This is a genomic window from Glycomyces endophyticus, assembly GCF_039531525.1.
Classification (GTDB): Bacteria; Actinomycetota; Actinomycetes; order Mycobacteriales; family Micromonosporaceae; genus Glycomyces; species Glycomyces endophyticus.
Window position 1 is genome coordinate 76,294 of sequence record NZ_BAAAQF010000008.1, and the last position, 23,213, is coordinate 99,506.

General features: G+C 71.5%; 20 protein-coding genes. 13 read left to right on the top strand and 7 right to left on the bottom strand.

Translation table 11 applies throughout. The features are described from left to right. Positions 1 to 76: 76 nt before the first annotated feature. Positions 77 to 1,429: an HtaA domain-containing protein gene (locus ABD419_RS12615; protein WP_344486813.1), complete on the bottom strand. Its 1,353-nt coding sequence runs from the start codon at positions 1,427 to 1,429 to the stop codon at positions 77 to 79. Between the two features lie 3 nt (positions 1,430 to 1,432). After that, the gene (locus ABD419_RS12620) at positions 1,433 to 2,836 is read right to left on the bottom strand and encodes an HtaA domain-containing protein (protein ID WP_344486816.1); all 1,404 of its coding nucleotides are present in this window, start codon (positions 2,834 to 2,836) and stop codon (positions 1,433 to 1,435) included. Positions 2,837 to 2,975: 139 nt separating this feature from the next. Here ABD419_RS12620 and ABD419_RS12625 point away from each other — a divergent pair, with 139 nt between their 5' ends. From ABD419_RS12625 to leuE, 6 genes are all read left to right on the top strand, one after another. Beyond that, positions 2,976 to 3,977 carry a heme/hemin ABC transporter substrate-binding protein gene (locus tag ABD419_RS12625; RefSeq protein WP_344486819.1) on the top strand — a complete coding sequence of 334 codons (1,002 nt, stop codon included), beginning with the start codon at positions 2,976 to 2,978 and terminating at the stop codon, positions 3,975 to 3,977. A 349-nt stretch (positions 3,978 to 4,326) separates the two neighbouring features. Next, positions 4,327 to 5,421, top strand: coding sequence for a FecCD family ABC transporter permease (locus ABD419_RS12630; RefSeq protein WP_344486821.1), 1,095 nt, complete (start codon positions 4,327 to 4,329; stop codon positions 5,419 to 5,421). Continuing rightward, entirely contained in the window at positions 5,421 to 6,248 is an 828-nt protein-coding gene (locus ABD419_RS12635) for a heme ABC transporter ATP-binding protein (protein ID WP_344486824.1), read from the top strand. Before ABD419_RS12630 ends, ABD419_RS12635 begins: the two co-directional genes overlap by 1 nt. Positions 6,249 to 6,257: 9 nt before the next feature. Next, positions 6,258 to 7,316 carry an AI-2E family transporter gene (locus tag ABD419_RS12640; protein WP_344486827.1) on the top strand — a complete coding sequence of 353 codons (1,059 nt, stop codon included), beginning with the start codon at positions 6,258 to 6,260 and terminating at the stop codon, positions 7,314 to 7,316. A 182-nt stretch (positions 7,317 to 7,498) separates the two neighbouring features. Beyond that, positions 7,499 to 7,939 carry a group II truncated hemoglobin gene (locus tag ABD419_RS12645; RefSeq protein ID WP_344486830.1) on the top strand — a complete coding sequence of 147 codons (441 nt, stop codon included), beginning with the start codon at positions 7,499 to 7,501 and terminating at the stop codon, positions 7,937 to 7,939. 322 nt (positions 7,940 to 8,261) lie between these two features. Beyond that, positions 8,262 to 8,912: a leucine efflux protein LeuE gene (gene leuE, locus ABD419_RS12650; RefSeq protein WP_344486833.1), complete on the top strand. Its 651-nt coding sequence runs from the start codon at positions 8,262 to 8,264 to the stop codon at positions 8,910 to 8,912. Positions 8,913 to 9,074: 162 nt separating this feature from the next. On the opposite strand, the gene ABD419_RS12655 is transcribed toward leuE, so the two are convergent. Further along, entirely contained in the window at positions 9,075 to 9,749 is a 675-nt protein-coding gene (locus ABD419_RS12655) for a TetR/AcrR family transcriptional regulator (protein WP_344486836.1), read from the bottom strand. A 121-nt stretch (positions 9,750 to 9,870) separates the two neighbouring features. Between ABD419_RS12655 and ABD419_RS12660 the strand changes: the two genes are divergently transcribed. Next, positions 9,871 to 10,242: a DoxX family protein gene (locus ABD419_RS12660; protein WP_344486839.1), complete on the top strand. Its 372-nt coding sequence runs from the start codon at positions 9,871 to 9,873 to the stop codon at positions 10,240 to 10,242. Positions 10,243 to 10,367: 125 nt separating this feature from the next. Here the strand turns inward: ABD419_RS12660 and ABD419_RS12665 are convergent, their stop codons facing one another. The 3 genes from ABD419_RS12665 to ABD419_RS12675 form a co-directional block, all read right to left on the bottom strand. Continuing rightward, complete coding sequence (locus ABD419_RS12665) at positions 10,368 to 11,510, bottom strand: glycoside hydrolase family 53 protein (RefSeq protein ID WP_344486842.1); 1,143 nt, start codon at positions 11,508 to 11,510, stop codon at positions 10,368 to 10,370. 96 nt (positions 11,511 to 11,606) lie between these two features. Further along, positions 11,607 to 12,716: a glycoside hydrolase family 53 protein gene (locus ABD419_RS12670; protein WP_344486845.1), complete on the bottom strand. Its 1,110-nt coding sequence runs from the start codon at positions 12,714 to 12,716 to the stop codon at positions 11,607 to 11,609. A gap of 65 nt (positions 12,717 to 12,781) precedes the next feature. Continuing rightward, on the bottom strand, positions 12,782 to 14,761 hold the full coding sequence (locus tag ABD419_RS12675; protein WP_344486848.1) for a beta-galactosidase: 1,980 nt from the start codon (positions 14,759 to 14,761) through the stop codon (positions 12,782 to 12,784). Between the two features lie 275 nt (positions 14,762 to 15,036). Between ABD419_RS12675 and ABD419_RS12680 the strand changes: the two genes are divergently transcribed. From ABD419_RS12680 to ABD419_RS12705, 6 genes are all read left to right on the top strand, one after another. Further along, positions 15,037 to 16,392 (top strand): extracellular solute-binding protein, encoded by a 1,356-nt coding sequence (locus ABD419_RS12680; protein ID WP_344486851.1) that lies wholly within the window; start codon positions 15,037 to 15,039, stop codon positions 16,390 to 16,392. Positions 16,393 to 16,410: 18 nt separating this feature from the next. Continuing rightward, positions 16,411 to 17,784, top strand: a complete 1,374-nt coding sequence (locus ABD419_RS12685; RefSeq protein ID WP_344486854.1) for a carbohydrate ABC transporter permease — start codon at positions 16,411 to 16,413, stop codon at positions 17,782 to 17,784. A gap of 4 nt (positions 17,785 to 17,788) precedes the next feature. Next, positions 17,789 to 18,682 (top strand): sugar ABC transporter permease, encoded by an 894-nt coding sequence (locus ABD419_RS12690; protein ID WP_344486857.1) that lies wholly within the window; start codon positions 17,789 to 17,791, stop codon positions 18,680 to 18,682. A 5-nt stretch (positions 18,683 to 18,687) separates the two neighbouring features. Next, complete coding sequence (locus ABD419_RS12695) at positions 18,688 to 19,839, top strand: glycoside hydrolase family 53 protein (RefSeq protein WP_344486860.1); 1,152 nt, start codon at positions 18,688 to 18,690, stop codon at positions 19,837 to 19,839. A 30-nt stretch (positions 19,840 to 19,869) separates the two neighbouring features. After that, on the top strand, positions 19,870 to 21,522 hold the full coding sequence (locus ABD419_RS12700) for a glycosyl hydrolase 53 family protein (RefSeq protein ID WP_344486863.1): 1,653 nt from the start codon (positions 19,870 to 19,872) through the stop codon (positions 21,520 to 21,522). An 89-nt stretch (positions 21,523 to 21,611) separates the two neighbouring features. Next, entirely contained in the window at positions 21,612 to 22,646 is a 1,035-nt protein-coding gene (locus ABD419_RS12705) for a LacI family DNA-binding transcriptional regulator (protein ID WP_425556033.1), read from the top strand. A gap of 15 nt (positions 22,647 to 22,661) precedes the next feature. On the opposite strand, the gene ABD419_RS12710 is transcribed toward ABD419_RS12705, so the two are convergent. Beyond that, positions 22,662 to 23,168: a mycothiol transferase gene (locus tag ABD419_RS12710; RefSeq protein ID WP_344486869.1), complete on the bottom strand. Its 507-nt coding sequence runs from the start codon at positions 23,166 to 23,168 to the stop codon at positions 22,662 to 22,664. Positions 23,169 to 23,213 lie beyond the last annotated feature (45 nt).

Consider the following 23,213-nt stretch of genomic DNA (forward strand, 5'->3'; position numbering starts at 1 on the left):
TCCGCCGTGCTCGTGAAGAGGAGGGGCCGCCCAGGTTGCAGGCTGGGGCGGCCCCTCCGGGTGGAGTGAGGTCGTGTTACGCCTGGAGCGCGCGGCGGCGGGCCAGGACCATGACCGCGACGCCGCCCGCGAGGAGCGCGCCGGCCGCGGCCAGGACGATCACCAGCGGGGAGCCGGTGACGGGCAGCTTCGGCGAGCCGGCGCCGGAGGCGCTCGTGGTGGTCTCCTCGCCGCCGTCACCGCCGCCGCCGGGGTTCCCGGTCGGCTCGCAGGTGGTGTCGGGGGCGCCGTCGATCTCGACGCTGAAGCTCACGGCGTCGACCTCGGTGCCCGCGGTGTAGAAGCCGCCGAAGAAGTCCACGCCGTCGGCCGCGACCACGGCCGCCGCGCCGTCGACGGCGACGACGCCGTCCGCGATGGCGAGCTCCTCGACCGCGACGTCGGCGATCCGGGTGCCGCCGGAGAAGACCGCGAGGCCGCCTTCGACGCTCTTGACGCTGACGTCGGCCAGGTCGAGGTCGAGCTCGCCGTCATGGCCGTAGAAGTTGACCCCGCCCGCGAAGGCGGCGTCGAGGCTGCACGTCTCGGCGGCGAAGGTGCCCGACGCGTCCGGGAAGTGGTAGGTCCCGTCCTCGTTCTCGGTGGCCGGCTCGGCGACGGTGATCTCGCCGTTCGCGATCGGGCCGACGACGTACTCGCGGAAGGACTGCTTGACGCCCCAGTCTGCGTCGCCGCCGGTGACGTCGTAGACGGTCCCGCCGGGCTCCTCGGTCTCCTCCTCCGAGGTGGTCTCCTCGTCGGTGGGCTCCTCGATCGGGTCGGTCATGTCGGTCTTGACGGCGATCGTGATCGGGTCGAGGGCGTCGCCGGCCTTGTAGAACCCGGCGAACGCCTCCGCACCGTCCGCCGTGAGGGTCACGGGCGCGTCGGTCAGGGTGGTGAAGCCGTCGACCCAGGTCCACGAGCCGACCTCGAAGTCGGCGAAGTGGACGTCCTCGAACACCTCCTCGCCGGAGGTGACGTCGGCGTAGATTGCGCCGGTGTAGGAGACGGTGTCGCTGACGGTCTCGATGTTCTCGATGAGGAGGTCGAGCTCGCCGTGGTGGCCGGTGAAGTGCACGCCGCCGCCGGCGGTGGTCTCGGTGGTCTGGTTCGGCAGGTCGGAGACGCCGGTGACCGGTTCGAAGGTGAAGGTGCCGTCGTCGTTGACGGACGCGCCGTCGACCGCTTCGATCGCGCCGCCGGCGATGGGGCCGGTGACGTAGTTGCGGAAGGTCTCCTTCACGCCCCAGGTGATCGAACCGTCCACGATGGGGTACTTGGCGAGCTCCTGGGCCTGGGCCGGGAGGGCGGCGAGTCCGACGACCGCGCCGGCGCCCAGGGCGAGCGCGGACAGGACCGCGATCCGCTTGCGGGTGGGGGCTCTCATGGGTTATTTCTCCTTGTCGTCCTCCGGGCCCGCGGCGATGTCGTCGCCGGTCCCGGTCTGATCGGGGGTGTCTTCCTCAGGGGTGGCCTCGGAGGGGGCGGTCTCCGGGACGGTCTCGGCGTCGGCGCGCCGGTTGTTCTTGCGGCGCTGGGCGATCGCGATGGCCGCGGCGCCGGCGCCGAGGACCAGCACGACGGCGGCGGGGATGATCCACACCAGCGGGTCCAGGCCGGTTTCGGCGGACGCCTCGTCGGCGTCGACGCGCTCGGCGGGCTCGCTCCCGGTCGTCTCGACCGGGTCGGAGCCGAGGTCGGGCAGGGCGGGCACGGCCGCGTCGGCGGTGAGCGGCACGGCGATGAGCAGCGGGTCCATGGGGTCGCCGGCCTGGTAGAACCCGCCGAAGACGGGCACGGCGGCCTCGGTGAGGACGGTGGGCACGTCCTCGGCGAGGAGCACGCCGCCGGTCTCGGCGAGCGTCGCCTCGAAGGTCACGAGGTCGACGCGGGCGCCGGCGACCTCGGCGGACAGCACGCCGTTGCCGCCGGTCGCGGTGATCGCGGGGTCGGTGATCGCGAGGTCCACGTTCGTCCCGGTGAACGCGACGGTGCCCTGGAACGCGAGCTGGTAGTCCGTGGCGGTGGCGGTGCCCGCGCCCTCGGCGAAGCGGAAGACCGCGCCGCCGTCGGCCGCGCCGTCGGCGACGGTCCACGCCCCGGCGGCGAGGTCGCCGGACACGTAGTCGCGCCACGTGGCGCGCACGCCCCAGTCGACGACCGCGCCGGTCACGGCGTCGCCGGGGGCGGCGGTGGTCGCGGCCTCGGTCGGCTCCCCGGTCGCCTCGGGCTCCTCCTCGACTGCGACGTCGGCGCTGAAGGACACGGCGTCGAGCTCCTGGCCGGGCTCGTAGTAGCCGGCGAACGCGGCGGCGCCGTTCGTCGTCAGCGTCGCGGCGGCGCCGCTGACCGAGACGGTGCCGCCCGAGGCCTCCAGGGACGCGCCGCTGAGGGACGCCATGTCGGTGCGGGACCCGTTGACGTACACGTAGAGCGTCCCGGACGAGCCGGAGTACTCCACGGACGGGTTCGCGAAGGTGAGGTCGAGTTCGCCGTCGTGGCCCCAGAAGTAGACCCAGCCCTGGTAGTCGACGACGGCGGTGCCGTCCTCGTAGGTGCCGGAGGCCGAGTGGAAGCGGTAGTCCCCGTCGACGGTGGACGCGCCGTCGCCGGTCTGCACCTCGCCCTGGGCGATGGGCCCGGTGATGTAGGACCGGAACGACTCCTTGACGCCCCAGTCGAGCCGGCCGCCGGAGAGCTCGTCGGCGCTCGCGGGGGCGGCCCACAACAGGAGCGACGCGACCAGGGCCGCGGCCGCGGTCAGCACTCCCGTCATGCGGGTGGCGTGGGGCATGGGGGACCTCCGTATTCACATTCGATGGAGGCAAGGCTAACCTAAGTTCGACCCTCCGAGCAAAGGGGGTGCTAACAATAGTTAGCGAAGCCTAACCTATTCTCGGTCGGCCGATCGCGAACAGAACTGGAGAACGCCCGTGCGCAGAACCCGTCCCATCCGGAGCGCCCGCACGGCGGCGACCGCCCTCGGCGCCGTCCTGCTGATCGCCCTGACCGGTTGCGGCGCAGAGGAATCAGACGCCGGGCCCGTCGTCGAGGCGGCCGTCGACCGCGTCGACCCGATCGCCGAGGGCGTCGAGCCGACCCTGCCGACCACCGTCACCGACGCCACCGGCGCCGCGATCACCGTCGACTCCGCCGACGCGATCGTCCCGCTCTCCGGCTCCCTGTCCGAGATCGTCTTCACCCTCGGCCTCGGCGACCGCGTCGTCGCCCGCGACATCACCGCGACCTTCGAGCAGGCCGCCGAACTGCCCGTCGTCAGCCACGGCCACGACATCTCCGCCGAGGGCGTCCTCTCGCTCCAGCCCGACCTCGTCCTCGCCGAGACCAGCTCCGGGCCGCAGACCGCGCTCGACCAGATCGCCGCCGCCGGCGTGCCCATCGTCGTGTTCGACCCCGCCGACGGCATCGACGCCGCGGGAGAGCGCATCAACGCCGTCGCCGCCGTCCTCGGCGTCACCGACCTCGGCGCGCAGCTCGTCGAGCGCACCGAGGCCGACATCGCCGCCGCGACCGAGGGCCTGGACCTCTCGGACCCGCCGCGCGTGGCGTTCCTCTACCTCCGCGGCTCCGCGTCGGTCTACATGATCGGCGCCCGCGACTCCGGCGCCACCTCGCTCATCGAGGCCGCCGGCGGCATCGACGCCGGCGCCGAGGCCCTCGAAGGCGACTTCCTGGAACTCACCCCCGAGGCCCTCGCGGCCGCCGCGCCCGACGTCATCCTCGTGATGGACAAGGGACTCGACTCCGTCGGCGGCATCCCCGGCCTCCTGGAGATCCCCGGCGTCGCCCAGACCCCCGCCGGCGAGCACGAGCGCATCGCCCACCTGCCCGACGGCATCATGCTCAACTACGGCCCCCGCACCGGCGACGTCGTCGCCGACCTCGCCGAGCAGCTCCACGGCAACACCGAATGACCGCCGCCGCACTCCCGCACCAGGTGCCGTGTCACATGGCATACCCGCTCAGGGCGCCACGCCGGACGCTCGCCGTCGCACTCCCGCACCAGGTGCCGTGTCACATGGCATACCCGCTCACGGCGCCACGCCGGACGCTCGCCGCCGCACTCCCGCACCAGGCGCCATGTCACATGCCACTCCCGCAGCCCGTGCGACCCCGACCGACCGCCGCCCGACCCTCGCGAGCAGTGCCATGTCACATGGCACACCCGCTCACGGCGCCACGCCGGACACCCTCCGCCGCACCTCCGCGCACAGTGCCATGTCACATGCCACCCGCGGCCCGCCGATCCCGAGGAGCCGCCGCATGACCGCGACCGCCGCCCCGCCCGCCGCCGCGCGCACCGAGGACCCCGCCCCGCCGCGGGGCCGCCGCTGGCCCGTCGCCACCCTCCTCGGCGTCGTCCTCACCGGACTCCTCGCCCTCGGCGTCCTCGTCTCCGCCTCCAACGGCGCCTTCGCCATCCCCGTCGGCGACATCGTCTCCTCCATCAGCCACCGGCTCGGCCTCGGCGGATCGCCCGTCGCGGGCACCGGCGAGAGCGTCCTGTGGAACATCCGCTTCCCGCGCGTCGTCCTCGGCGTCCTCGTCGGCGCCGGCCTCGCCTGCGCGGGCGCCCTCATGCAGGGCATGTTCGGCAACCCCCTCGCCGAACCCGGGATCATCGGCGTCAGCTCCGGTGCCGCCGTCGGCGCCGTGTGCGCCATCGCCTTCGGGTTCACCTTCGCCGGGAACTGGACGATCTCCCTGTGCGCCTTCGTCGCCGGGCTCGCCACCGTCACCCTCGTCTACGTCCTGTCCCGCTCCGGCGGACGCACCGAGGTCGTCACCCTCGTCCTCACCGGCGTCGCCGTCAACGGCCTCGCCGGCGCCCTCATCGGCATCTTCATCTTCTACGCCGACAACGACGAGATCACCGCGATCACCTTCTGGCAGATGGGCAGCCTCTCCCAGGCCACCTGGCCGAAGATCCTCGCCGTCCTCCCGCTCGCCGCGATCGGCCTCCTCCTCGCCCCCGCCTACGCCCGCCGCCTCGACCTCCTCGCCCTCGGCGAACGGCCCGCCCGCCACCTCGGCGTCGACGTCGAACGGCTCCGCCTCCACCTCATCGTCATCGTCGCCCTCCTCACCGGCGCCGCCGTCGCCGTCTCCGGCGTCATCGGCTTCATTGGCCTCGTCGTCCCGCACCTCGTCCGCATGGCCACCGGCCCCGGACACCGCGCCCTCCTGCCCCTCTCCACGATCGGCGGCGCCGCCGTCATCGTCTGGGCCGACCTCGCCGCCCGCACCGTCGCCGCCCCCGCCGAGATCCCCCTCGGCATCCTCACCGCCCTCGTCGGCAGCCCCTTCTTCTTCTGGCTCCTCCGACGCACCCGACGCCGCCAAGGAGGCTGGGCCTGATGCGCCTTCGACCGCGCCCCCGCGCCGACACCGCGACCGGACCCGTCCCCGACCGCCCCGCGGCCGCCGCCGGACTCCATATCCGCCTGGGCGGCAAGGAGATCCTCCGCGGCGTCGACCTCGACGTCCGCGCCGGCGAAGTCCTCGGCCTCGTCGGCCCCAACGGCGCCGGCAAGTCCACCCTCCTCGCCGCGCTCTCCGGCGACCTCGAACCCGACGACGGCGACGCCCTCCTCTGGGACCGCCCCATCGGCGAGTGGACCCCCCTCGACGTCGCCCGCCGCCGCGCCGTCCTCCCGCAGGCCCACCACGTCTCGTTCCCCTTCACCGTCCGCGAGGTCGTCGAGATGGGCCGCGCCCCCTGGGCCGGCACCGACCGCGCCGACCACGACGAGGACCGCATCGCCGACGCCCTGGCCCGCACCGAGTCCGAGCCCTTCACCGCCCGCCCCTTCACCTCCCTCTCCGGCGGCGAGCAGGCCCGCGTCATGCTCGCCCGCGTCATCGCCCAGGACGCCGGCCTCGTCCTCCTCGACGAGCCCACCGCCGCCCTCGACCTGCGCCACCAGGAACTCGTCGGCCGCCTCTGCCGCGACCTCGCCGCCGAAGGACGCGCCGTCGTCATCGTCGTCCACGACCTCGACCTCGCCGCCGCCTACGCCGACCGCACCGCCCTCCTCGCCGAAGGCCGCATCGCCGCCTGCGGCGAGCCCGCCGACGTCTTCACCGCCGACCGCCTCGGCGAGATCTACCGCCAGCCCGTCAGAGTCGAACCCGACCCCGACACCGGCGCACCGAGAGTGACGCCCCTCCGACGAATCTGCTAGACATTGCCCATGGCTGACAAACCCGGACTGCCGCTGCGCAGAAGTCTCTCCCAGAGCCCGCCCATCGCCGCCGGAATCCTCTTCGGCCTCGGCCTCGCCGTCGCGTACGCGCTGGTCTGGTCGCTCCAAGAACTCAGCACGGTGATCACGGCCCTGGTCGTCGCGGTGTTCCTCGCCGTCGGCCTGGAGCGGATCATCAGCCCCATGGTCCGCCGCGGCATGCCCCGCTGGCTCGCCATGACGATCCTCCTCTTCGGGATCTTCCTCGTCCTCTGCGGCGGCATCGCCGCGATCATCCCCGCGCTCGTCCGCGAGACCGCGCAGTTCGTCGAGAACGTCCCCAGGTACTACGACACCCTCATGAACAGCAAGCTCGCCGAACAGTTCGGCGGCGAGTCAGGCCTGCTCGAACGCGCCCAGGACGTCCTCACCGCCGGCAACCTCACCAAGGCCCTCGGCGGCGTCGCCGGCGGCGCCGCCTCGGCGGCCAGCGGCCTCGTCTGGACCGTCACGACGATCCTGCTCACCGTGTTCATCCTCGCGTCCTACGCCCAACTGCGCCAAGGCACCCTGCGCCTCGTCGCCGCCTCCAAGCGCGACCAGACCGGCCGCATCCTCGACGGCATCCTCAAGCAGGTCGGCGCCTACCTCATCGGCGCGCTCGCCATCGGCCTCGTCGCCGGCATCTCGTCGTGGATCTTCATGGCGATCGTCGGCATCCCCTACGGCGCGCTCCTCGCGCTCCTCGTGGCCCTGCTCGACCTCATCCCGCAGATCGGCGCCACCATCGGCGCCGTCGTCGTCACCCTGGTCGCCCTCGCCGTCTCCCCGATGACCGCCGTCGCCTCCGCGATCTTCTTCATCGCCTACCAGCAGCTGGAGAACTGGGTCATCTACCCGACGGTCATGCGCAGCGCCGTCAAGGTCTCCAACCTCGCCGCGATCGTCGCCGTCCTCGTCGGCGGCACCCTCTTCGGCGTCGTCGGCGTCGTCCTGTCCGTCCCGATCTACGCCGCGATCCGCCTCATCGGCAAGGAACTCGTCCTCCCGCGCCTCGACAACTCCTGATCGCCGACGGGGTCGGCGGCGCAACACGCATGCGCCGTCGACCCCGCTCCGGCAAGCGTCCCGCGCGCGGTGCCCGAGCCGGCCCGGCGACGGCCGCGCCCCGGCCGCCCGACAGCGGGCTAGAGTCGGACCGAGGCGATCCGGCTGCGGCGCGCCCCACCCCGACGAAGGGCGCACACCCTATGGGCCACAACAAGACCATCTACGAGCGGATCGGCGGCGACACCCCGCTGCGGTCCACCGTCGACGACTTCTACTCCTCGGTCCTCGAGGACCCGCTCCTCCAACCGCTCTTCGGCGAGGGCGCCGCGCACCACGTCGACCACCTCACGGCCTTCCTCGCCGAGGTGTTCGGCGGACCGACCCGGTACACCGACGACCTCGGCGGCTTCGCCACCATCCTCGAATCCCACCGCGGCCTCGCCATCACCGACGAGCAGCGCACCCGCTTCATCGAACGCTTCGACGCCGCGGCCGCCCGCGGCGACCTCGCCGACGACCCTGACCTGCGCGGCACCCTCCACGAGTACCTCGTCTTCGGCACCGAGGTCGCCCAGGTCAACTCCCACGCCGAGGCCGAGGCCGACCTCCACCCGTGCCAAGAGGTCCCGCGCTGGCCCTGACGCGGCACGCTCCGCCCATCGGCCGGGAAGCCGGCGCCGCCGAGCCTGTCTGACACGGCGCACCGCGCCTTCGGCCCCGAAACCAGCGGAGCCGGGCCGGACCCAGGCGACGCACCGCGCCCTCGGCCGGGAAACCAGCGGCGGCGAGCCGGCCCTGGGCCGCGCACCGAAGTGCCGTCGCGCCTCCCGCCTGCCGCTCCCGTCCTGCGCCCATCGGCCGGGAAGCCGATTGCGGGCTCGTCGAGGCGGTCGTACGCTGGGACCGTTTGCCGCGCGAGCGCGGCTCGCGAATGCCCGCTCCCCGGCTTGAGAGGACCCGCCCGTGTTCGGCACCGTCGACCTGTGGACCTACGTCGTCGCCTCGGTCCTCATCATCCTGCTCCCGGGACCGAACTCCCTGTACGTGCTCTCCGTGGCCTCGCGGCGCGGGCGGCGCGACGGCTTCAAGGCCGCGGCGGCCGTCTTCTGCGGCGACTCGGTCATCATGGTCGCCACCGCCGCCGGGCTCGCCTCGGTCTTCGCCACCTCGCCCGTGGTCTACAACGTGGTCCGCTGGGCCGGCGTCGTCTACCTCGCCTACCTCGCGTTCGGCCTCATCCGCGGGGGCGTGAAGTCCTGGCGCGCGGCCCGCCGCGGCGACGCCGTCGAGGAGGCCCCCGCGCCCGCCGCCGCCGCGAACGAGCGGCCCTTCATGCGCGCCCTCATCGCGAGCCTGCTCAACCCCAAGGCCATCCTGTTCTTCGTCTCGTTCTTCGTGCAGTTCGTCGACCCCGGCTACGCCTACCCGGTGCTCAGCTACGGCGTCCTGTACGTGATCATCCAGGCCCTCTCCATGGCCTACCTCACCACGCTCATCCTCGCCGGAGACGGCCTCGCCCAGACTTTCCGCCGACGCCGCCGCCTCGCCGCCGCAGGCAACGGCCTCGTCGGCGCGGTCATGATCGGCTTCGCCGCCAAGCTCGCCACCGGATAGCCGGATGGCCCGGATAGCCGGGTCCGAGCCCAGTCCGGGAAGTAACAGGCCAGTAATACGTCACACGCGACACGGCACCCCCAGGGGTCGTGCACACTCATCCGCGATCCGCGATCCGCACCAAACCCTCGCGGTACCACATCACATGTCACACAGCACCGCTCAGTTCGCGGGCGCGCCCGCCCGGCGTTGGCGGACCATGCCCCGCAGCAGCCGCTTCGGGGCGGGCGCCGGGGGGAGCGGTTCGGCCGGGTCGGCCGCGAAGGCCCGGAGCATCTGCCCGACCAGGCGGCGCGAGGCCTCCCCGGCCGCGTCGCCCGCCGCGCCGAGGACCCCTGCGTTCGCCATCAGGAGGATCGGCAGGTCCTCGGGGGTGAAGTCCTTTCGGAGCCGCCCTTCGGCCTTGGCCCGCTCGATGAGCCCGGTGAACGCCGCGAACCCCTCCTGCCGCTTCCGCTCCAGGTCCTTCGCCGACCCGAAGTTCATCGTCAGCACCTCGGCGAACCCGCGGTTGTCTGCCTGGAGCCCGCACACCGTCTCGATGTACCCGCGGAACCCGTCCCACGCCGACTCGTTCGCGCCGGCCGCGACGGCCGCCGCCCGGTTCCGCTCCATCGCGTCCTCGAACACCGCCGCGATGAGCTCGGTCCGGGTCGGGAACCGCCGGAACAGCGTCGCGATCCCGACCCCCGCGGCGCGGGCGATCGAGGCCATCGACGCGCTGAGCCCCTCGCGTCGGTAGACCTTCCGCGCGGCGTCGATGATGCGGTCGCGGTTGAGCTCCGCGTCGCAGCGGAGTCGTCGGGGGCGCTTGCGGGCGTCCGGGCTCGGTTCCATCCCGCCATCCTAACCAAGTGGAATGCCCTATCCGCTTATGTTGTTACACTCACCGCCTACAACCGGAAAGGCCGCTCCGCTTCGCAGCGGCCTCCATCGATCTGTTACGGAGAGTGCCCCGATGAACGTGCTGCTGTGGATCCTGCAAGGCCTGCTCGCCCTGGCCTTCCTCGCCGCCGGCGTGATGAAGTCGACCCAGCCCAAGGAGAAGCTCGCCCCGAACATGCCGTGGGTGAACGACTTCTCCGCGGGGACCGTGAAGTTCATCGGCGTGGCCGAGTTCCTCGGCGCCGTCGGTCTGATCCTGCCCGCCCTCACCGGCATCGCCGTGATCCTCACCCCGATCGCCGCCGCCGCGCTCGCCCTCACCATGGCCCTCGCCGCGGCCTACCACGTGCGCAAGGGCGAGTACTCCGCGCTCGGCATCAACGGCGCGATCTTCCTCGTCGCCGCCTTCATCGCCTGGGGCCGCTTCGGCCCGTGGCCCCTCTAGCACCACGTTCGGCCGAGACGCGAGAAGCCGCGCCGCCCGGTCGGCCGCCTTCGGTGCTTGACCCTACACCGGGGCGGTCGATCGGACGGCGCGGCCGTCCTCGAGGGTGTCCGAGAGGGACGTCCCTACAGCTTGCCCAGCGTCCGCAACCCCGGCAGCGCCCTGCCGTCGAAGTCGAAGAGCGCCTGGTTCTCCCAGCCGTTCCCGCTGGCGGGGTCGGCCGGGTCCCAGCCCGCGCCCGCGACGCCCGTCCAGGTCGCCTCCCACCAGATCACGCCCCGGCCGAGCCCGTCCGGCACGTTCTTGACGACGTCGGCGACCGTCTCCAGCCAGTACGTCTGGTTCTCCGGGCTCGACGGGTACCCGGCGACCGGTTCGGCGTCGGTGATGATGTTCGGGAACCCGTCGGAGTCCTCGGTGGTGAACGGGTACGCGGTCTCGACCACGTAGAGCGGCTTCCCGTACCGGGTCGCGAGGTCGTTCAGGTTCGCCTCCAGCCCGGCGAGCGGCCCGTGCCAGTACGGGTAGTACGAGGCGCCGATCGCGTCGAACTCCACGCCGTTGGCGATCGCGTTGTCGAAGAACCAGGTGAACGCGCCGTTGTTCCCGCCCTCGGCGAGGTGCAGCATCGCCTTCGCGCCGGGCGCCGTGTCGTGCACGGCGTCGCACCCGGCGGCCAGGAGCCGGCCCATCTGCTCCAGCTGGTCCCAGCGGCCGTCCGGCCACAGGAGACCGCCGTTGGTCTCGTTGCCCACCTGCACGATCGCGGGCCTGACCCCGGCCCGCTCGAGCGCGCCGAGGACGTCCGCGGTGTGGTCGTACACGGCCGCGGTCAGGTCCTCGAAGGGCAGTTCGGCCCAGGCCGCGGGCTTGAACTGCTTGCCCGGGTCGGCCCACGCGTCGGAGTAGTGGAAGTCGACCATGAGGTCCATCCCGGCGCGCTTGGCGCGCTTGCCGAGCTCGACCACCCGGTCCTTGGTGTTGTAGCCGTCGGCGGGGTCGACCCAGACCTTCGCCCGGACCAGGTTCACGCCGTTCTCGGCGAGGATCTTGACGGCGTCACCGTTGCGGCCGTTGGCCTTCCGGTAGACCGCGCCGAAGTCCTCGTTCTTGATCAGGCCGGAGATGTCCGCGCCGCGCATGAACTTCCCGGGCTTCGGTCGTCCCCGGTCGTCGCCGACGGCCTCGGCGAGAGCCGGGGTGGCCGCGGCCGCCGCGACGCCGAGGGCGCCGATGCCGGCGGCCGTGATGGCGGTTCTGCGTTTCATGTGTTCGCTTTCTCGTGAGGGGGATCGGTGGGGGTTCGGGGGCCGGCCCCTCGGAGTGCGCCGAGGGACCGGCCCCACCAGGGGGCGGGGGAGGGTCTACAGCGTTCCGAGCGTCTTCAGGGCGGGGGTCGCCTTCCACGCGTAGTCGAACAGCGCCTGGTTCTCCCAGCCGTTGCCGCTGCTCGGGTTCGTCGGGTCCCAGCCGTTGCCCTTGACGGCGGTCCAGGTGGCCTCCCACCAGAACACGCCGGCACCGCGGCCGTTCGGGACCGCCTTGACGACGTTCGCGATGGCCTTGAGCATGTTGGACTGCCCGGTCGTGCTGGCCGGGTAGCCCGACACCGGCGTGGACGAGGAGATGATGTTCGCGAAGCCGTCGCTGTCGGCGGCGGTGAAGGGGTACGCGGTCTCGACCACGTACACGGGCTTGGCGTACCGGGACGCCACGTCGTTCAGGTTCGACTGCAGTCCGGCGAGCGAGCCGTGCCAGTACGGGTAGTACGAGGCGCCGATCGCGTCCCACACCACGCCGCGGCTCCTCATCGCGTCGAAGAACCACCGGAACAGCGAGTTGTTGCCGCCCTCGGCGAGGTGCAGCATGACCTTCGCGGCCGGAACGGTCGCCCGGACGGCGTCGGCGCCGGAGATCAGGAACTGCGCGAGGTTGTCGAGCTGGTCGTAGCGGCCGGTGGGCCACAGCATCCCGCCGTTGAGCTCGTTGCCGACCTGCACCATCTGCGGGGCCGCGCCCGCGGCGACCATCGCGCCGAGGACGTCGGCGGTGTGGTTGTAGACCGCGGTCTTCAGCTGCGCGACGCTGTAGTTCGCCCAGGCCGCGGGCTTGGTCTGCTGGCCGGGGTCGGCCCAGGAGTCGGAGTAGTGGAAGTCGACGAGCACGTTGAGGCCCGCGGCCCGGGCGCGCCGGGCGACGTTCACGACGCGGGTCTTGTTGTTGTAGCCGTCGGCGGGGTTCACCCACACCTTCAGCCGGATCCAGTTGACGCCGCTCTTCTGGAGGATCCAGATCGCGTCCTCGCGCCAGCCGTCGGGCCACATGTAGCTGCCGCCGAGGGCCTCGGACTTCGCGATGCTGGAGATGTCGGCGCCGCGCGCGAACGCGGTCTGGGCCGAGGCCGCGGTGCCGCTGCCGAGGACAGCGAGTGCCGGGGCGGCCACGGCGGCGGTGAGGGCGGTTCTTCTCTTCATTGAGATCTCCCTGTTGAGGATTCGAGGGGGCGGCGGCTCCGCAGGGGCGCGGGGCCGCCGGGGTCCTAGGCGTCGGCGAGGATCACGACCTCTCCGGCGGCGACCGTGACGCGGCCGTCGAACACGGTGCCGTCGAGGGCGTCCACGCCGCTCCCGGGCACCTGGACGTCCTGTCCGGTGTGGTTGATGACGAACCGGTGGGCGCCGCGGCGCACCACCTCGACGTTGTCGGGGATGCCCTGCGGCCGTTCGACTCCCGCCTTGTCGAGCGCGGTCGCGAGCAGGTCGTTCAGCCCGTTCGGCCCGTCGAGTGCGGTGGCGGCGTACCAGGCGGTGCCGCGGCCCAGGTCGTGCCGAGTGAGCGCCGGACGGCCCTCGTCCGGGCCGGCCGCGAAGCGCGCCACGGCCTGGGCGCCGTCGAGACGCACGTGCTCGGACCAGATCCGGCCCGCCCACACCCCGCCGAGCCCCGAGCCGGAGGCCGCTTCGAGGCCGAGCGCCTCGCCCTCGTGGAGCGGGTGGAACTCCTCGATCCACAGGCCGAGCGTCTCGCGCAGCGCGCCGGGGTGGGCCCCGGGGTGCACGGTGTCGTGCTCGTCGACGATCCCCGAGAAGTACGAGACCACCAGGTGGCCGCCGTTCTCCACGTACCCGCGCAGGTTCTTCGACGCCGCGTCGGTGAGCACGTAGGACGACGGCGCGACCACCAGCCGGTACCCCGACAGGTCCGACTCGGGGTGGGCGAAGTCGACGGTGACGTGCTGGCGCCACAGCGCCGCGTAGTACGCCTCGACGCGCTCGCGGTATCTCAGGTCCACGGAGGGGCGCCATTCCAGTTCGAGCGCCCACCAGGACTCCCAGTCCCACAGGATCGCCACGTCGGCCTCGACCTCGGAACCGACCACACTGGACAGTGCCTTGAGGTCGTTCCCGAGGGCGGCGACGTCGCGCCACACCGCGGTGTCGGTGCCGCCGTGGGGGACCATGGCGGAGTGGAACTTCTCGGCGCCGGCCCGGGAGGCCCGCCACTGGAAGAACATGAGCCCGTCGGCGCCGCGGGCGACGTGCGCGAGGGAGTTGCGGCGCAGCTCGCCGGGGGTCTTGGCGATGTTGCGCGGCTGCCAGTTCACCGCGGAGGTGGAGTGCTCCATGACCATCCACGGCCCGCCCGCGACGGCCCGCGTCAGGTCGGCGCTCATCGACAGCTCGATCTGGTGGTCCTCGCGCTCGGCGATGAGGTAGTGGTTGTTGGCGACCACGTCCACGGTGCCGGCCCAGCGCCAGTAGTCCATGCCCTCGCAGTTGGGGATCATGAAGTTCGTGGTCGCCGGGGCGGGGGAGTGCCGGGCGATGACGTCGCGCTGGAGCCGGTAGTTCGCGATGTGCTCGTCGTTGGAGAACCGCTTCCAGTCCAGCTGGAGCGCGGGGTTGACGCCGGGGGGCGCGACCGCGGGCGCCTCGATCTGGTCGAAGGACCGGTACACCAGGCCCCAGAACGCGGTGCCCCACGCGTCGTTCAGGCGGTCGACGTCGCCGTACCTGGCGGCCAGCCACGTCTGGAACGCCGCGGTGGACGCCTCGCAGTAGCACTCCACATTGGCCCAGCCGTACTCGTTGTGCACGTGCCACAGCTCGACCGCCGGGTGCGTCCCGTACCGCCGCGCCAGCTGCTCCACGATGGACTCGCAAGCGTCGCGGTAGGCGGGGGAGGAGGGGCACACGCCGTGGCGCGAGCCGCCGGCCAGGGTCCGGCCCTCGGCGTCGACGAGGCGGATCTCGGGGTGCGCCTTGCGCAGCCACGCGGGGGGCGAGGAGGTCGGGGTCCCGAGGTTCACCCCGATCCCGTTGCCGTGCAGCAGCTCGACGACCTCGTCGAGGCCGCTCCAGTCGTACTCGCCCGGGGCGGGCTCGATGATCCCCCAGTTGAAGACGCCGAGGCTGACGAGGTTGACGCCCGCCTCGCGCATGAGGCGCACGTCCTCCCGCCAGATCTCCTCCGGCCACTGTTCGGGGTTGTAGTCGCCTCCGTAGCGAATGGTCTGCACCGCGGTCTCCTGTGAGGTTCCTTGCACAAATGCCTGTGAACGTGCACAGTACTCCACGCCTAGCTTGCGTGCAACCTGTGATCTGCTCGGTCCTCGTTTCGAAATTGTGATCGTTTCATGAAGTACGTTTCACGTGAAACGGAATTGAACGGACATAAGTATGTTGCTAAGTGAGGCGTGAGTCGCTAGATTCGTGTAAACGTTCACAGTCCGGCGGCACGCGTCACTTGGCCCCGCGCGCACCGGACCCCCTCTCACCGAGACAAGGACTTGACATGCGCAGCAACGGTGCTAACGCGGGACCCTCGATGAACCGGCGCCACCTCCTCGCCGCCGGCGGCGGCGTCGCCGCGGCCGGGGCCCTCGCCGCCTGCGGCGGCCCCGAGGAAGAGGAGGCCGCGTCCGGCGGCCTCGAGTGGGACGCCGACGCCCAGCAGTACGTCATCGAAGCGGAGATCGCCTCCGGCGAGGTCCCGCTCAAGCTCTGGTTCGAGAACGAAGACCTCGCCAACGCGCAGATCACCGCGTTCAAGGAGGCGTTCAAGGACGTCTACCCCGACATCCAGTTCGAGTACGAGCTGGTCGCCCAGAACGACGCCGTCAACGAGATGTCCCTCGCCGGCGAGGCCGGCAACGGCGGCGACGTCTTCATGAGCTTCTACGACCAGGTCGCCCGCGCGATCGAGGAAGGTACCGCCGCGCCCCTCGGCGAGTACGAGTCCGTCCTCAAGGGCCGCATGGCCGAGAACTTCGTCGGCGCCGTCACCGGCGAGGACGGCCAGATGTACGCCGTCCCGGTGACCACCGAGTCGATCGCCCTCATGTACAACAAGACCCTCCTCCAGACGATCACCGGCTCCGAGGAGCCCGCGACCACCTGGGAGGACGTCCAGGCCGTCGCCGCCGAGTACAACGACCCCGCCCAGAACAAGTGGACGATCCGCTGGGTCCCCGGCGAGATCTACTACTCCTACTCCGTGCTCTCCTCCATGGGCTGGCAGGCCTACCCCGGCGGCGACGTCGCCGAGCCCGGCTTCGACGACCCGGCCCTCGCCGAGGCCCTCGACTACTACAAGGGACTGCGCGCGATCTGGGACGTCCCCAGCGCCGACGCCACCCCCGAGACCGTCGAGGCCGAGTTCGCGGCCGGCAACACGCCGTACATCATCACCGGCCCGTGGGCCTTCAGCGCCTTCGACACCGGCGCCGCCGAGAACGGCTTCGAGTACGGCGTCACCCCGATCCCGTCCGCGGCCTCCGGCGACCCGGCCTCCTCCTTCGCGGGCATGCACGTCATCGCCGTCTCCGCCTACACCAAGTACCCGGCCGCCGCCCGCGTCTTCGCCAACTTCCTGGCCTCCGACGCCGGCGCCGCCGCCCTCTACGCCACCACCGGCCAGATCCCGGCCCTCAACCCCGACCTGCTCACCGGCATCGCCGGCCTCGCCGAGGACCCGCACGTCGCCGGCATCGTCGCCCAGGGCGCCCAGGCCGACCTGTTCCCGCAGCTGCCCGAGTACTTCTGGTCGACCGCCAACGAGATGACCGTCGCGGTCTGGGACGACCTCTCGTCCTCCGCCGACGCCGCCGCGGCCGCGGTCGCCGGCTACGACGAGCTCGCCGGCCTGTAAACGAGGACTTCGACGCTGATGAGCACCGCTCAGAAGACCAGCGGGCCACCCGCACCGGTGCCGGGCATCGCCTCGGCACTGGTGTGGGGCGCCGGCCAGCTGGTCAACCGCCAGGCGGGCAAGGCCGCCTTCTTCTTCGCCTTCTTCGCCGCCCTGATCGGCTGGGAGACGGGAACCGGCAACTACTACGCCGGCATGGACTACGACCCGCGCGGCAACGGCGGGTTCTTCGTCAAGGGCCTGTGGGGGCTGTTCACGCTCGGCACCCAGCCGCGCCAGATGACCGTCACCGGCCTCACCGACGGCGACAACTCCATCGTCCTCATGGCCAACGGCCTCATCGCGCTCCTCACCCTCGCGCTCCTCGCGATCGTGTGGATCTGGAGCATCCGCGACGCCCACGCCTACCGCCGCGCCTTGAACGCCGGCGCCGCCCCCGAGACCTCCCGCGCCTACTTCAAGCGCGTCTGGGAAGGCGCCTTCGCGTACATCGTCCTCGCCCCCGGCCTGATCCTCATGGTCTTCATGTCGGTCCTGCCGGTGCTCTTCGGCATCCTCGTCGCCTTCACCGACTACAACCGCGACAACCTCCCGCCGAAGAACCTCGTCAACTGGGTCGGCTTCGAGAACTTCGCGACCATCTTCGCCGTCCCCTCCTGGACCGCCACCTTCATCGGCGTCCTCGGCTGGACCTTCGTGTGGGCCGTCGTCGCCACCGCCACCACCTACGCCGCCGGGTTCCTCCAAGCGGTCCTCCTGGCCAACAAGAAGGTCAAGTACCCCCGCGTGTGGCGCTCGGTCTTCCTGCTCCCGTGGGCCGTCCCCGGCATCGTCTCGGCCCTGGTGTTCCGCTCCATGTTCAACGGCCAGTTCGGCCCGATCAGCCAGTGGCTCATGGACGTCGGCCTCACCGACGAACGCGTCTACTGGTTCACCGACCCGTCCCACCCCAACCTCGCGCGCGCCGTCGCGCTCCTGGTCAACCTGTGGCTCGGGTTCCCGTTCTTCATGGCCCTCGTCGGCGGCGTCCTCACCAACATCCCCGACAGCTACTACGAGGCCGCCCGCATGGACGGCGCCGGCCCCCTCCAGCAGCTGCGGCACATCACCTTCCCGGTCGTGCACCGCACGGTCTCGCCCCTGCTGATCCTGGCGTTCGTCTCCAACTTCAACAACTTCGGCGTCATCTACTTCCTCACCCAGGGCGGCCCCGACAACGCCGACTACCGGTTCGCCGGGAGCACCGACCTGCTCATCACCTGGCTGTTCAACCTCACCCTGGACAACCGCCTCTACAACATCGGCGCGGTGATGAGCATGCTCATCTTCGTCATCGTCGGCACCATCTCGGTGTGGAACCTCAACCGCTCCAAGGCGATTCGGGAGCTCTGATCCAATGACCACCACATCCGAGGCCCCCGCCGACCGCGCCCGCGCGGCCCGCCGGCGCCGCCGCACCTCCCCCCGCTCGGAGCGCGTCGCCAGCGCCTTCCTCCACCTGGAGCTCCTGGTCGTCGCGGCCATCGTGATCTTCCCGCTCCTGTGGATCGTCGGCGCCTCCTTCAGCCCCGGCACCGGCCTGGCCAACGCCAGCCCCATCCCCGAGGACGCCACCCTCGACCACTACGTCAGCCTCTTCACCGAGACCGACTACGGCCGCTGGTACCTCAACTCCCTGTACGTCGCCACGCTCAACATGATCGGCTCGGTCGTCCTGTCCGCGCTGTGCGGCTACGTGTTCTCCCGCATCCGGTTCAAGGGCCGCAAGGCCGGGCTCCTGGGCATCCTCATCCTCCAGATGTTCCCGACCTTCCTCACCGCCATCGCGGTGTACATGCTGTTCCTGAACTTCGGGCTGCTCGACTCCCTCACCGGCCTCGCGCTCGTGAGCATCGCCGCCGCCCTGCCGTACAACACGTGGCTCATGAAGGGCTACACCGACAACCTGCCCGCGAGCCTCGACGAGGCCGCCGCGATCGACGGCGCGACCCGCTGGACCATCTTCGTGAAGATCGTCCTCCCGCTCATGCGCCCGATGCTCACCTTCGTGGCCATCACGCAGTTCACGATGCCGTGGATGGACTTCATCCTCCCGGCGCTGCTGCTCCAGAGCCCCGAGAAGCAGACCGTCGCGCTCGGCCTGTTCGCCATGATCGAGGACGTCTACCAGAACGCGTTCACGACCTTCGCCGCCGGCGCGGTCATCCTTGCGGTCCCGATCACCGTCCTCTACATCGTCCTCCAGCGCTACCTGGTGACCGGCGCGTCCGCCGGCGCCGAGAAAGGCTGACGCCCGTGCCAACCGACGGCTTGCAAGCGGCGCCGAAGGTGCTGCCCATCCGGGGTGCCGACGTCTCCATGACCGCCGAGATCGAGGAGCGCGGCGCGGTCTTCCGCGCCGACGGGACCGAGCACGAGCTGTTCGGCCTGCTCGCCGGCAGCGGCGTCAACTGGATCCGCCTGCGCCTGTGGGTCGACCCGCGCGACGAGTCCGGCGAGCCCTACATGGGCGGCACGAACGACCTGGCGACGACGATCGCGCTGGCCCGCCGTGCGAAGGCCGCGGGCCAGCGCCTCCTGCTCGACCTGCACTACTCGGACTTCTGGACCGACCCGAAGAAGCAGTCGATGCCGAAGGCCTGGCGCGGCCTCAAGGGCGCCGAACTCGAAGCGCGCGTGCACGACTGGACCGCGGAGGTCCTGGCCGCGATGGCGGCGGCGGACGTCGCGCCCGACATGGTGCAGGTCGGCAACGAGATCACCAACGGGATGCTCTGGCCCGAGGGCCGGACCCCCACGTTCGACTGGGAGTCGCGGCAGTGGACCGGCGACGACGACGCGGCCTACGACCGGCTCGCCGGGCTCCTGGCGGCCGGGACCGCCGCGGTCCGCGAGGCCGGGTCGGCGCGGGTCTGCATCCACCTCGACTTCGGCGGCTCGAACACCCTGTACCGCCGCTGGTTCGACAAGCTCACCGCGCGCGGCCTGGACTTCGACGTCATCGGCCTGTCGTACTACCCGTACTGGCACTCGACCCTGGCGGACCTGCGCGGCAACCTGAACGACATCGCCGCGCGCTACGGCCGGGACGTGCTCGTCGTCGAGACCGCCTACGCCTGGACCGGCGACCACCCCGAGGGGCACGACCAGGTCTTCAGCCTCCCGCTCGCCGAGGGCTGCGGCTACGAGGTGTCCCCGGCGGGCCAGGCCGCGTTCCTGCGCGACCTCTACGCCGCCGTGGGCGCCGTCCCCGACGGCCGCGGCCTGGGGATCGTCTACTGGGAGCCGGCGTGGCTCCCAGTAGCGGGCACCACCTGGGCGTCGCGAGCCGGGATGGAGTACGGCGACGACGTCGTGGACGACGCCGGGAACTCCTGGGCCAATCAGGCCCTCTTCGACTTCGACGGCAATGCACTGCCGTCGTTGCGGGCGCTTGGCGGCGCCTGAACCCCCTTGTCAATCGCAAAGGAGCGAAGCTTGAAGCGTAACAGCTTGAAGCGTCTGACCACCGGCCTCATGGCCGGTGCCCTGACGGCGGCCGTCCTGGCCGTCGGCGAACCCGCCGCTGCGGTCCGCAGCGACTTCATCATGGGCGTCGACGTCGGCATGCTCGGCGAGGTCGAGGACCTCGGCGGGCGGTTCTACGACGACGGCGTCGAGGGCGACGCGCTCGGCATCATGGCGGACCACGGCGCGAACATGGTCCGCCTGCGCCTGTGGAACGACCCCTACAACGCCTCCGGCGACCCGTACGGCGGCGGCACCAACGACCTCGCCTCGACCATCGCGATGGCGCAGCGCGCCAAGGCCCAGGGCATGGACGTGCTCCTGGACTTCCACCTCTCCGACTGGTGGGCCGACCCGGGCACGCAGACCAAGCCCAAGGCCTGGCAGAACCTCACGTACGCCCAGCTCAAGACCGCGGTGCACGACTACACCGAGTCGGTCATCAACGCGATGGAGGCCGCCGGCGCGAAGCCGGACATGGTCCAGATGGGCAACGAGATCTCCTCGGGCGTGCTGTGGGAGGACGGGCGCATCGGCGGCGCCGTCTCCGACTTCACCCAGCTCGGCGAGCTCCTGTCGGCGGGCATCGACGGCGTGAACGACGCTGCGAGCGGCATCGAGATCGCGCTCCACCTCGACATGGGCGGCGACAACTCGCTGTACCAGTGGTGGTTCGACGGGATCACCGCCGAGGGTGTCGACTTCGACGTCATCGCGCTGTCGTACTACCCGTTCTGGCACGGCACCATGGGCGAGCTCAAGCAGAACCTGAACGACATCTCGGAGCGGTACTCCAAGGACGTCCTCATCGTCGAGACCGCCTACGGCTGGACCCTCGGCGACGGCGACGGCCTCGGGAACTCCTTCTACACCGCCGAAGAGGCGACCGGCGGGTACGCCGCGTCCGTCCAGGGCCAGGTCGACTTCCTGCGCGACCTGCGCGAGATCGTCGCCGACGTCCCCGACGACCGCGGCCGCGGCATCATCTGGTGGGAACCGACCTGGCTCCCCGTCGAGGGCGCCAACTGGGGCACCGAGGCCGGCAAGGAGGACAACGACGACACCGGGACCCTGAGCAACCCGTGGGACAACCAGACCCTGTTCGACTGGGACGGGAACGCCCTCGCCACGCTCGACGTCTTCGGCGAGAACGCCGCCACTCAGCGGGTCAACCTGCTGACCAACGGCTCGTTCGAGGCCAACGGGACGTACACCAACACCCCCTCCGGGTGGACCGTGGTCTCGGCGAACTCCGGCTACGCGAACGCCACCTTCACCTCGGACGCCTGGCCGGCGCACGGCGACTGGACCGCGAACCACTACTGGGCCAGCGCGTACACGGTCTCGCTCTACCAGAACAAGACGGGGCTCGCGAACGGCACGTACACGCTCTCGGGCTGGGTGCTGTCGGGCGGCGGCCAGAACTCGGTGTACATGTACGCCAAGAACTACGGCGGCGCCGAGCGGCAGGCGGCCATCCCCGCCAGCGCCTCGGCCTGGACGTACGTCTCCATCGAGGGCATCCAGGTCGTCAACGGCCAGATCCAGGTCGGCTTCTGGGACAACGCGAACGCGGGCAACTGGCTGAACATCGACGACGTGAAGCTGTACCGCACCGCTTAGCGGCCCGGGAGGCCGTCTTCCCCTTGGGCGGCCTCCCCGGTCCCGCGGCTGCGAGCCGCGGCCCCGCCCGGTCGCCGGGCGGGGACATAATGACACTGAGGCACAAGGGAGAGTTGAGCAACTTGGCACGGAAACGACCGACGATCCACGACGTCGCCGACGCCGCGGGAGTGTCGCGCGGCACGGTCTCGCGCGTCCTCAACGGCAAGTCGAACGTCTCGCTGTCGGCGGAGACCGCGGTGCGCCGCGCCGTCGCCGAGACCGGGTACGTCGTCAACCGCGCGGCGCGCAGCCTGGTGACCAGCCGGACCGGCTCGATCGTCATGGTGCTCTCCGAACCGCAGGAGCGCCTGTTCGAGGACCCGAACTTCTCGGTCCTCATGCGGGTCGCCACCAACCAGCTCGCCGAGCGCGACATGTCGCTGGTCCTCATGATCGCCGGCGACGACCGCGGCCGCGACCGCGTCGCCCGGTACCTCCGCGGCGGCCACGCCGACGGCGCGCTCCTGGTGTCGACGCACGCCGGGGACCCGCTGCTCGACGAGATCGAGCGCTCCGGCATCCCGGCCGTCGCCTGCGGCGCCGTCCTGGGCCGCGAGTCGGTGATCCCGTACGCCGCCGCCGACGACCGCGGCGGCGCCCGCGCCATGACCGAGTACCTCGTCAACCAGGGCCGCCGCAAGATCGGCATGATCACCGGCCCGCTCGACACCCCCGGCGGCGCGCTGCGCCTCGAAGGGTTCACCGGCGTGCTCGGCCGCAAGGCCGCCAAGCAGCTCGTCGTCCACGGCGACTACACGCAGGCCGCGGGCGAGGCCGCGATGCGGCGGCTCCTGGAGGCCGTCCCCGACATCGACGCGGTGTTCGTCGCCTCCGACCTCATGGCCGCCGGGGCGCTCCAGGCCCTGCACGCGGCCGGCCGGCGCGTCCCCGACGACGTGGCCGTGGGCGGCTTCGACGACTCGGTGATCGCCTCCGCGACCCGCCCGGCCCTGACCACCGTCCGCCACCCGCTCGACAAGGTCGCCGAGGAGACCGTGCGCCTCCTCATCGACCTCCTCGACGAGCGCGAGGTCGAGCCGGTGATCCTCCCGACCGAGCTGGTCGTGCGCGACAGCGCCTGACCGCCGCAGGCGCGTTCAGGCCCCGAGGAGCCCGCGCACGTACGCGGCCTGCCCGCCGTGCTGCTGGTTGTCGTCGATGACGCTGACCAGCCGCACCCCGAGCGTCACGTGCGGCGTCCAGTTCACGTCCACGACCCGGTCGAGGTCGGCGGCGGTGAGCCCGGCGACGTACGCGAGGGTCTGCGCGTGCACCGCCTCGTAGTACGCCAGTAGGTCCGCGCCGGAGACGCCCGCGACGCGGCCCGCCTGCTCGGCGGTGTGCCCGTACCCGGTGTCGCCCGCGGGCAGCCCCAGGTCGAACCGGTCCTCCCAGCCGCCCGCGGTCCAGGCCTGCTCGTGCCCGGCGGCCTCGGACACGTGGTCGTCCTGGACGCGCGCGATGTGCCACACCAGCCACGCGATCGAGTTCGCCCCCGGGCCCGGCCGGGCCTCCAGGTCGTCCTGCGAGAGCCCGTCGAGGACCCCCGCGACCTCGCCGTGCACTCTCCCGAACGCGTCTGCCAGCAGCTCGTTGATCTCCATGCGGTCCCTCTCCTCGGACGCGGACGACGGCCGCCCGAGTCCGGG

Excerpts from the sequence above, each read along its gene's own strand:
- ABD419_RS12710 (WP_344486869.1), bottom strand. The coding sequence starts at position 23,168 with ATGGAGATCAACGAGCTGCTGGCAGACGCGTTCGGGAGAGTGCACGGC.
- ABD419_RS12680 (WP_344486851.1), top strand. The coding sequence starts at position 15,037 with ATGCGCAGCAACGGTGCTAACGCGGGACCCTCGATGAACCGGCGCCAC.
- ABD419_RS12630 (WP_344486821.1), top strand. The coding sequence starts at position 4,327 with ATGACCGCGACCGCCGCCCCGCCCGCCGCCGCGCGCACCGAGGACCCC.
- ABD419_RS12615 (WP_344486813.1), bottom strand. The coding sequence starts at position 1,429 with ATGAGAGCCCCCACCCGCAAGCGGATCGCGGTCCTGTCCGCGCTCGCC.
- ABD419_RS12705 (WP_425556033.1), top strand. The coding sequence starts at position 21,612 with ATGACACTGAGGCACAAGGGAGAGTTGAGCAACTTGGCACGGAAACGA.
- ABD419_RS12620 (WP_344486816.1), bottom strand. The coding sequence starts at position 2,836 with ATGCCCCACGCCACCCGCATGACGGGAGTGCTGACCGCGGCCGCGGCC.
- ABD419_RS12670 (WP_344486845.1), bottom strand. The coding sequence starts at position 12,716 with ATGAAGAGAAGAACCGCCCTCACCGCCGCCGTGGCCGCCCCGGCACTC.
- ABD419_RS12645 (WP_344486830.1), top strand. The coding sequence starts at position 7,499 with ATGGGCCACAACAAGACCATCTACGAGCGGATCGGCGGCGACACCCCG.
- ABD419_RS12690 (WP_344486857.1), top strand. The coding sequence starts at position 17,789 with ATGACCACCACATCCGAGGCCCCCGCCGACCGCGCCCGCGCGGCCCGC.
- ABD419_RS12665 (WP_344486842.1), bottom strand. The coding sequence starts at position 11,510 with ATGAAACGCAGAACCGCCATCACGGCCGCCGGCATCGGCGCCCTCGGC.
- ABD419_RS12655 (WP_344486836.1), bottom strand. The coding sequence starts at position 9,749 with ATGGAACCGAGCCCGGACGCCCGCAAGCGCCCCCGACGACTCCGCTGC.
- ABD419_RS12685 (WP_344486854.1), top strand. The coding sequence starts at position 16,411 with ATGAGCACCGCTCAGAAGACCAGCGGGCCACCCGCACCGGTGCCGGGC.
- ABD419_RS12635 (WP_344486824.1), top strand. The coding sequence starts at position 5,421 with ATGCGCCTTCGACCGCGCCCCCGCGCCGACACCGCGACCGGACCCGTC.
- ABD419_RS12640 (WP_344486827.1), top strand. The coding sequence starts at position 6,258 with ATGGCTGACAAACCCGGACTGCCGCTGCGCAGAAGTCTCTCCCAGAGC.
- ABD419_RS12660 (WP_344486839.1), top strand. The coding sequence starts at position 9,871 with ATGAACGTGCTGCTGTGGATCCTGCAAGGCCTGCTCGCCCTGGCCTTC.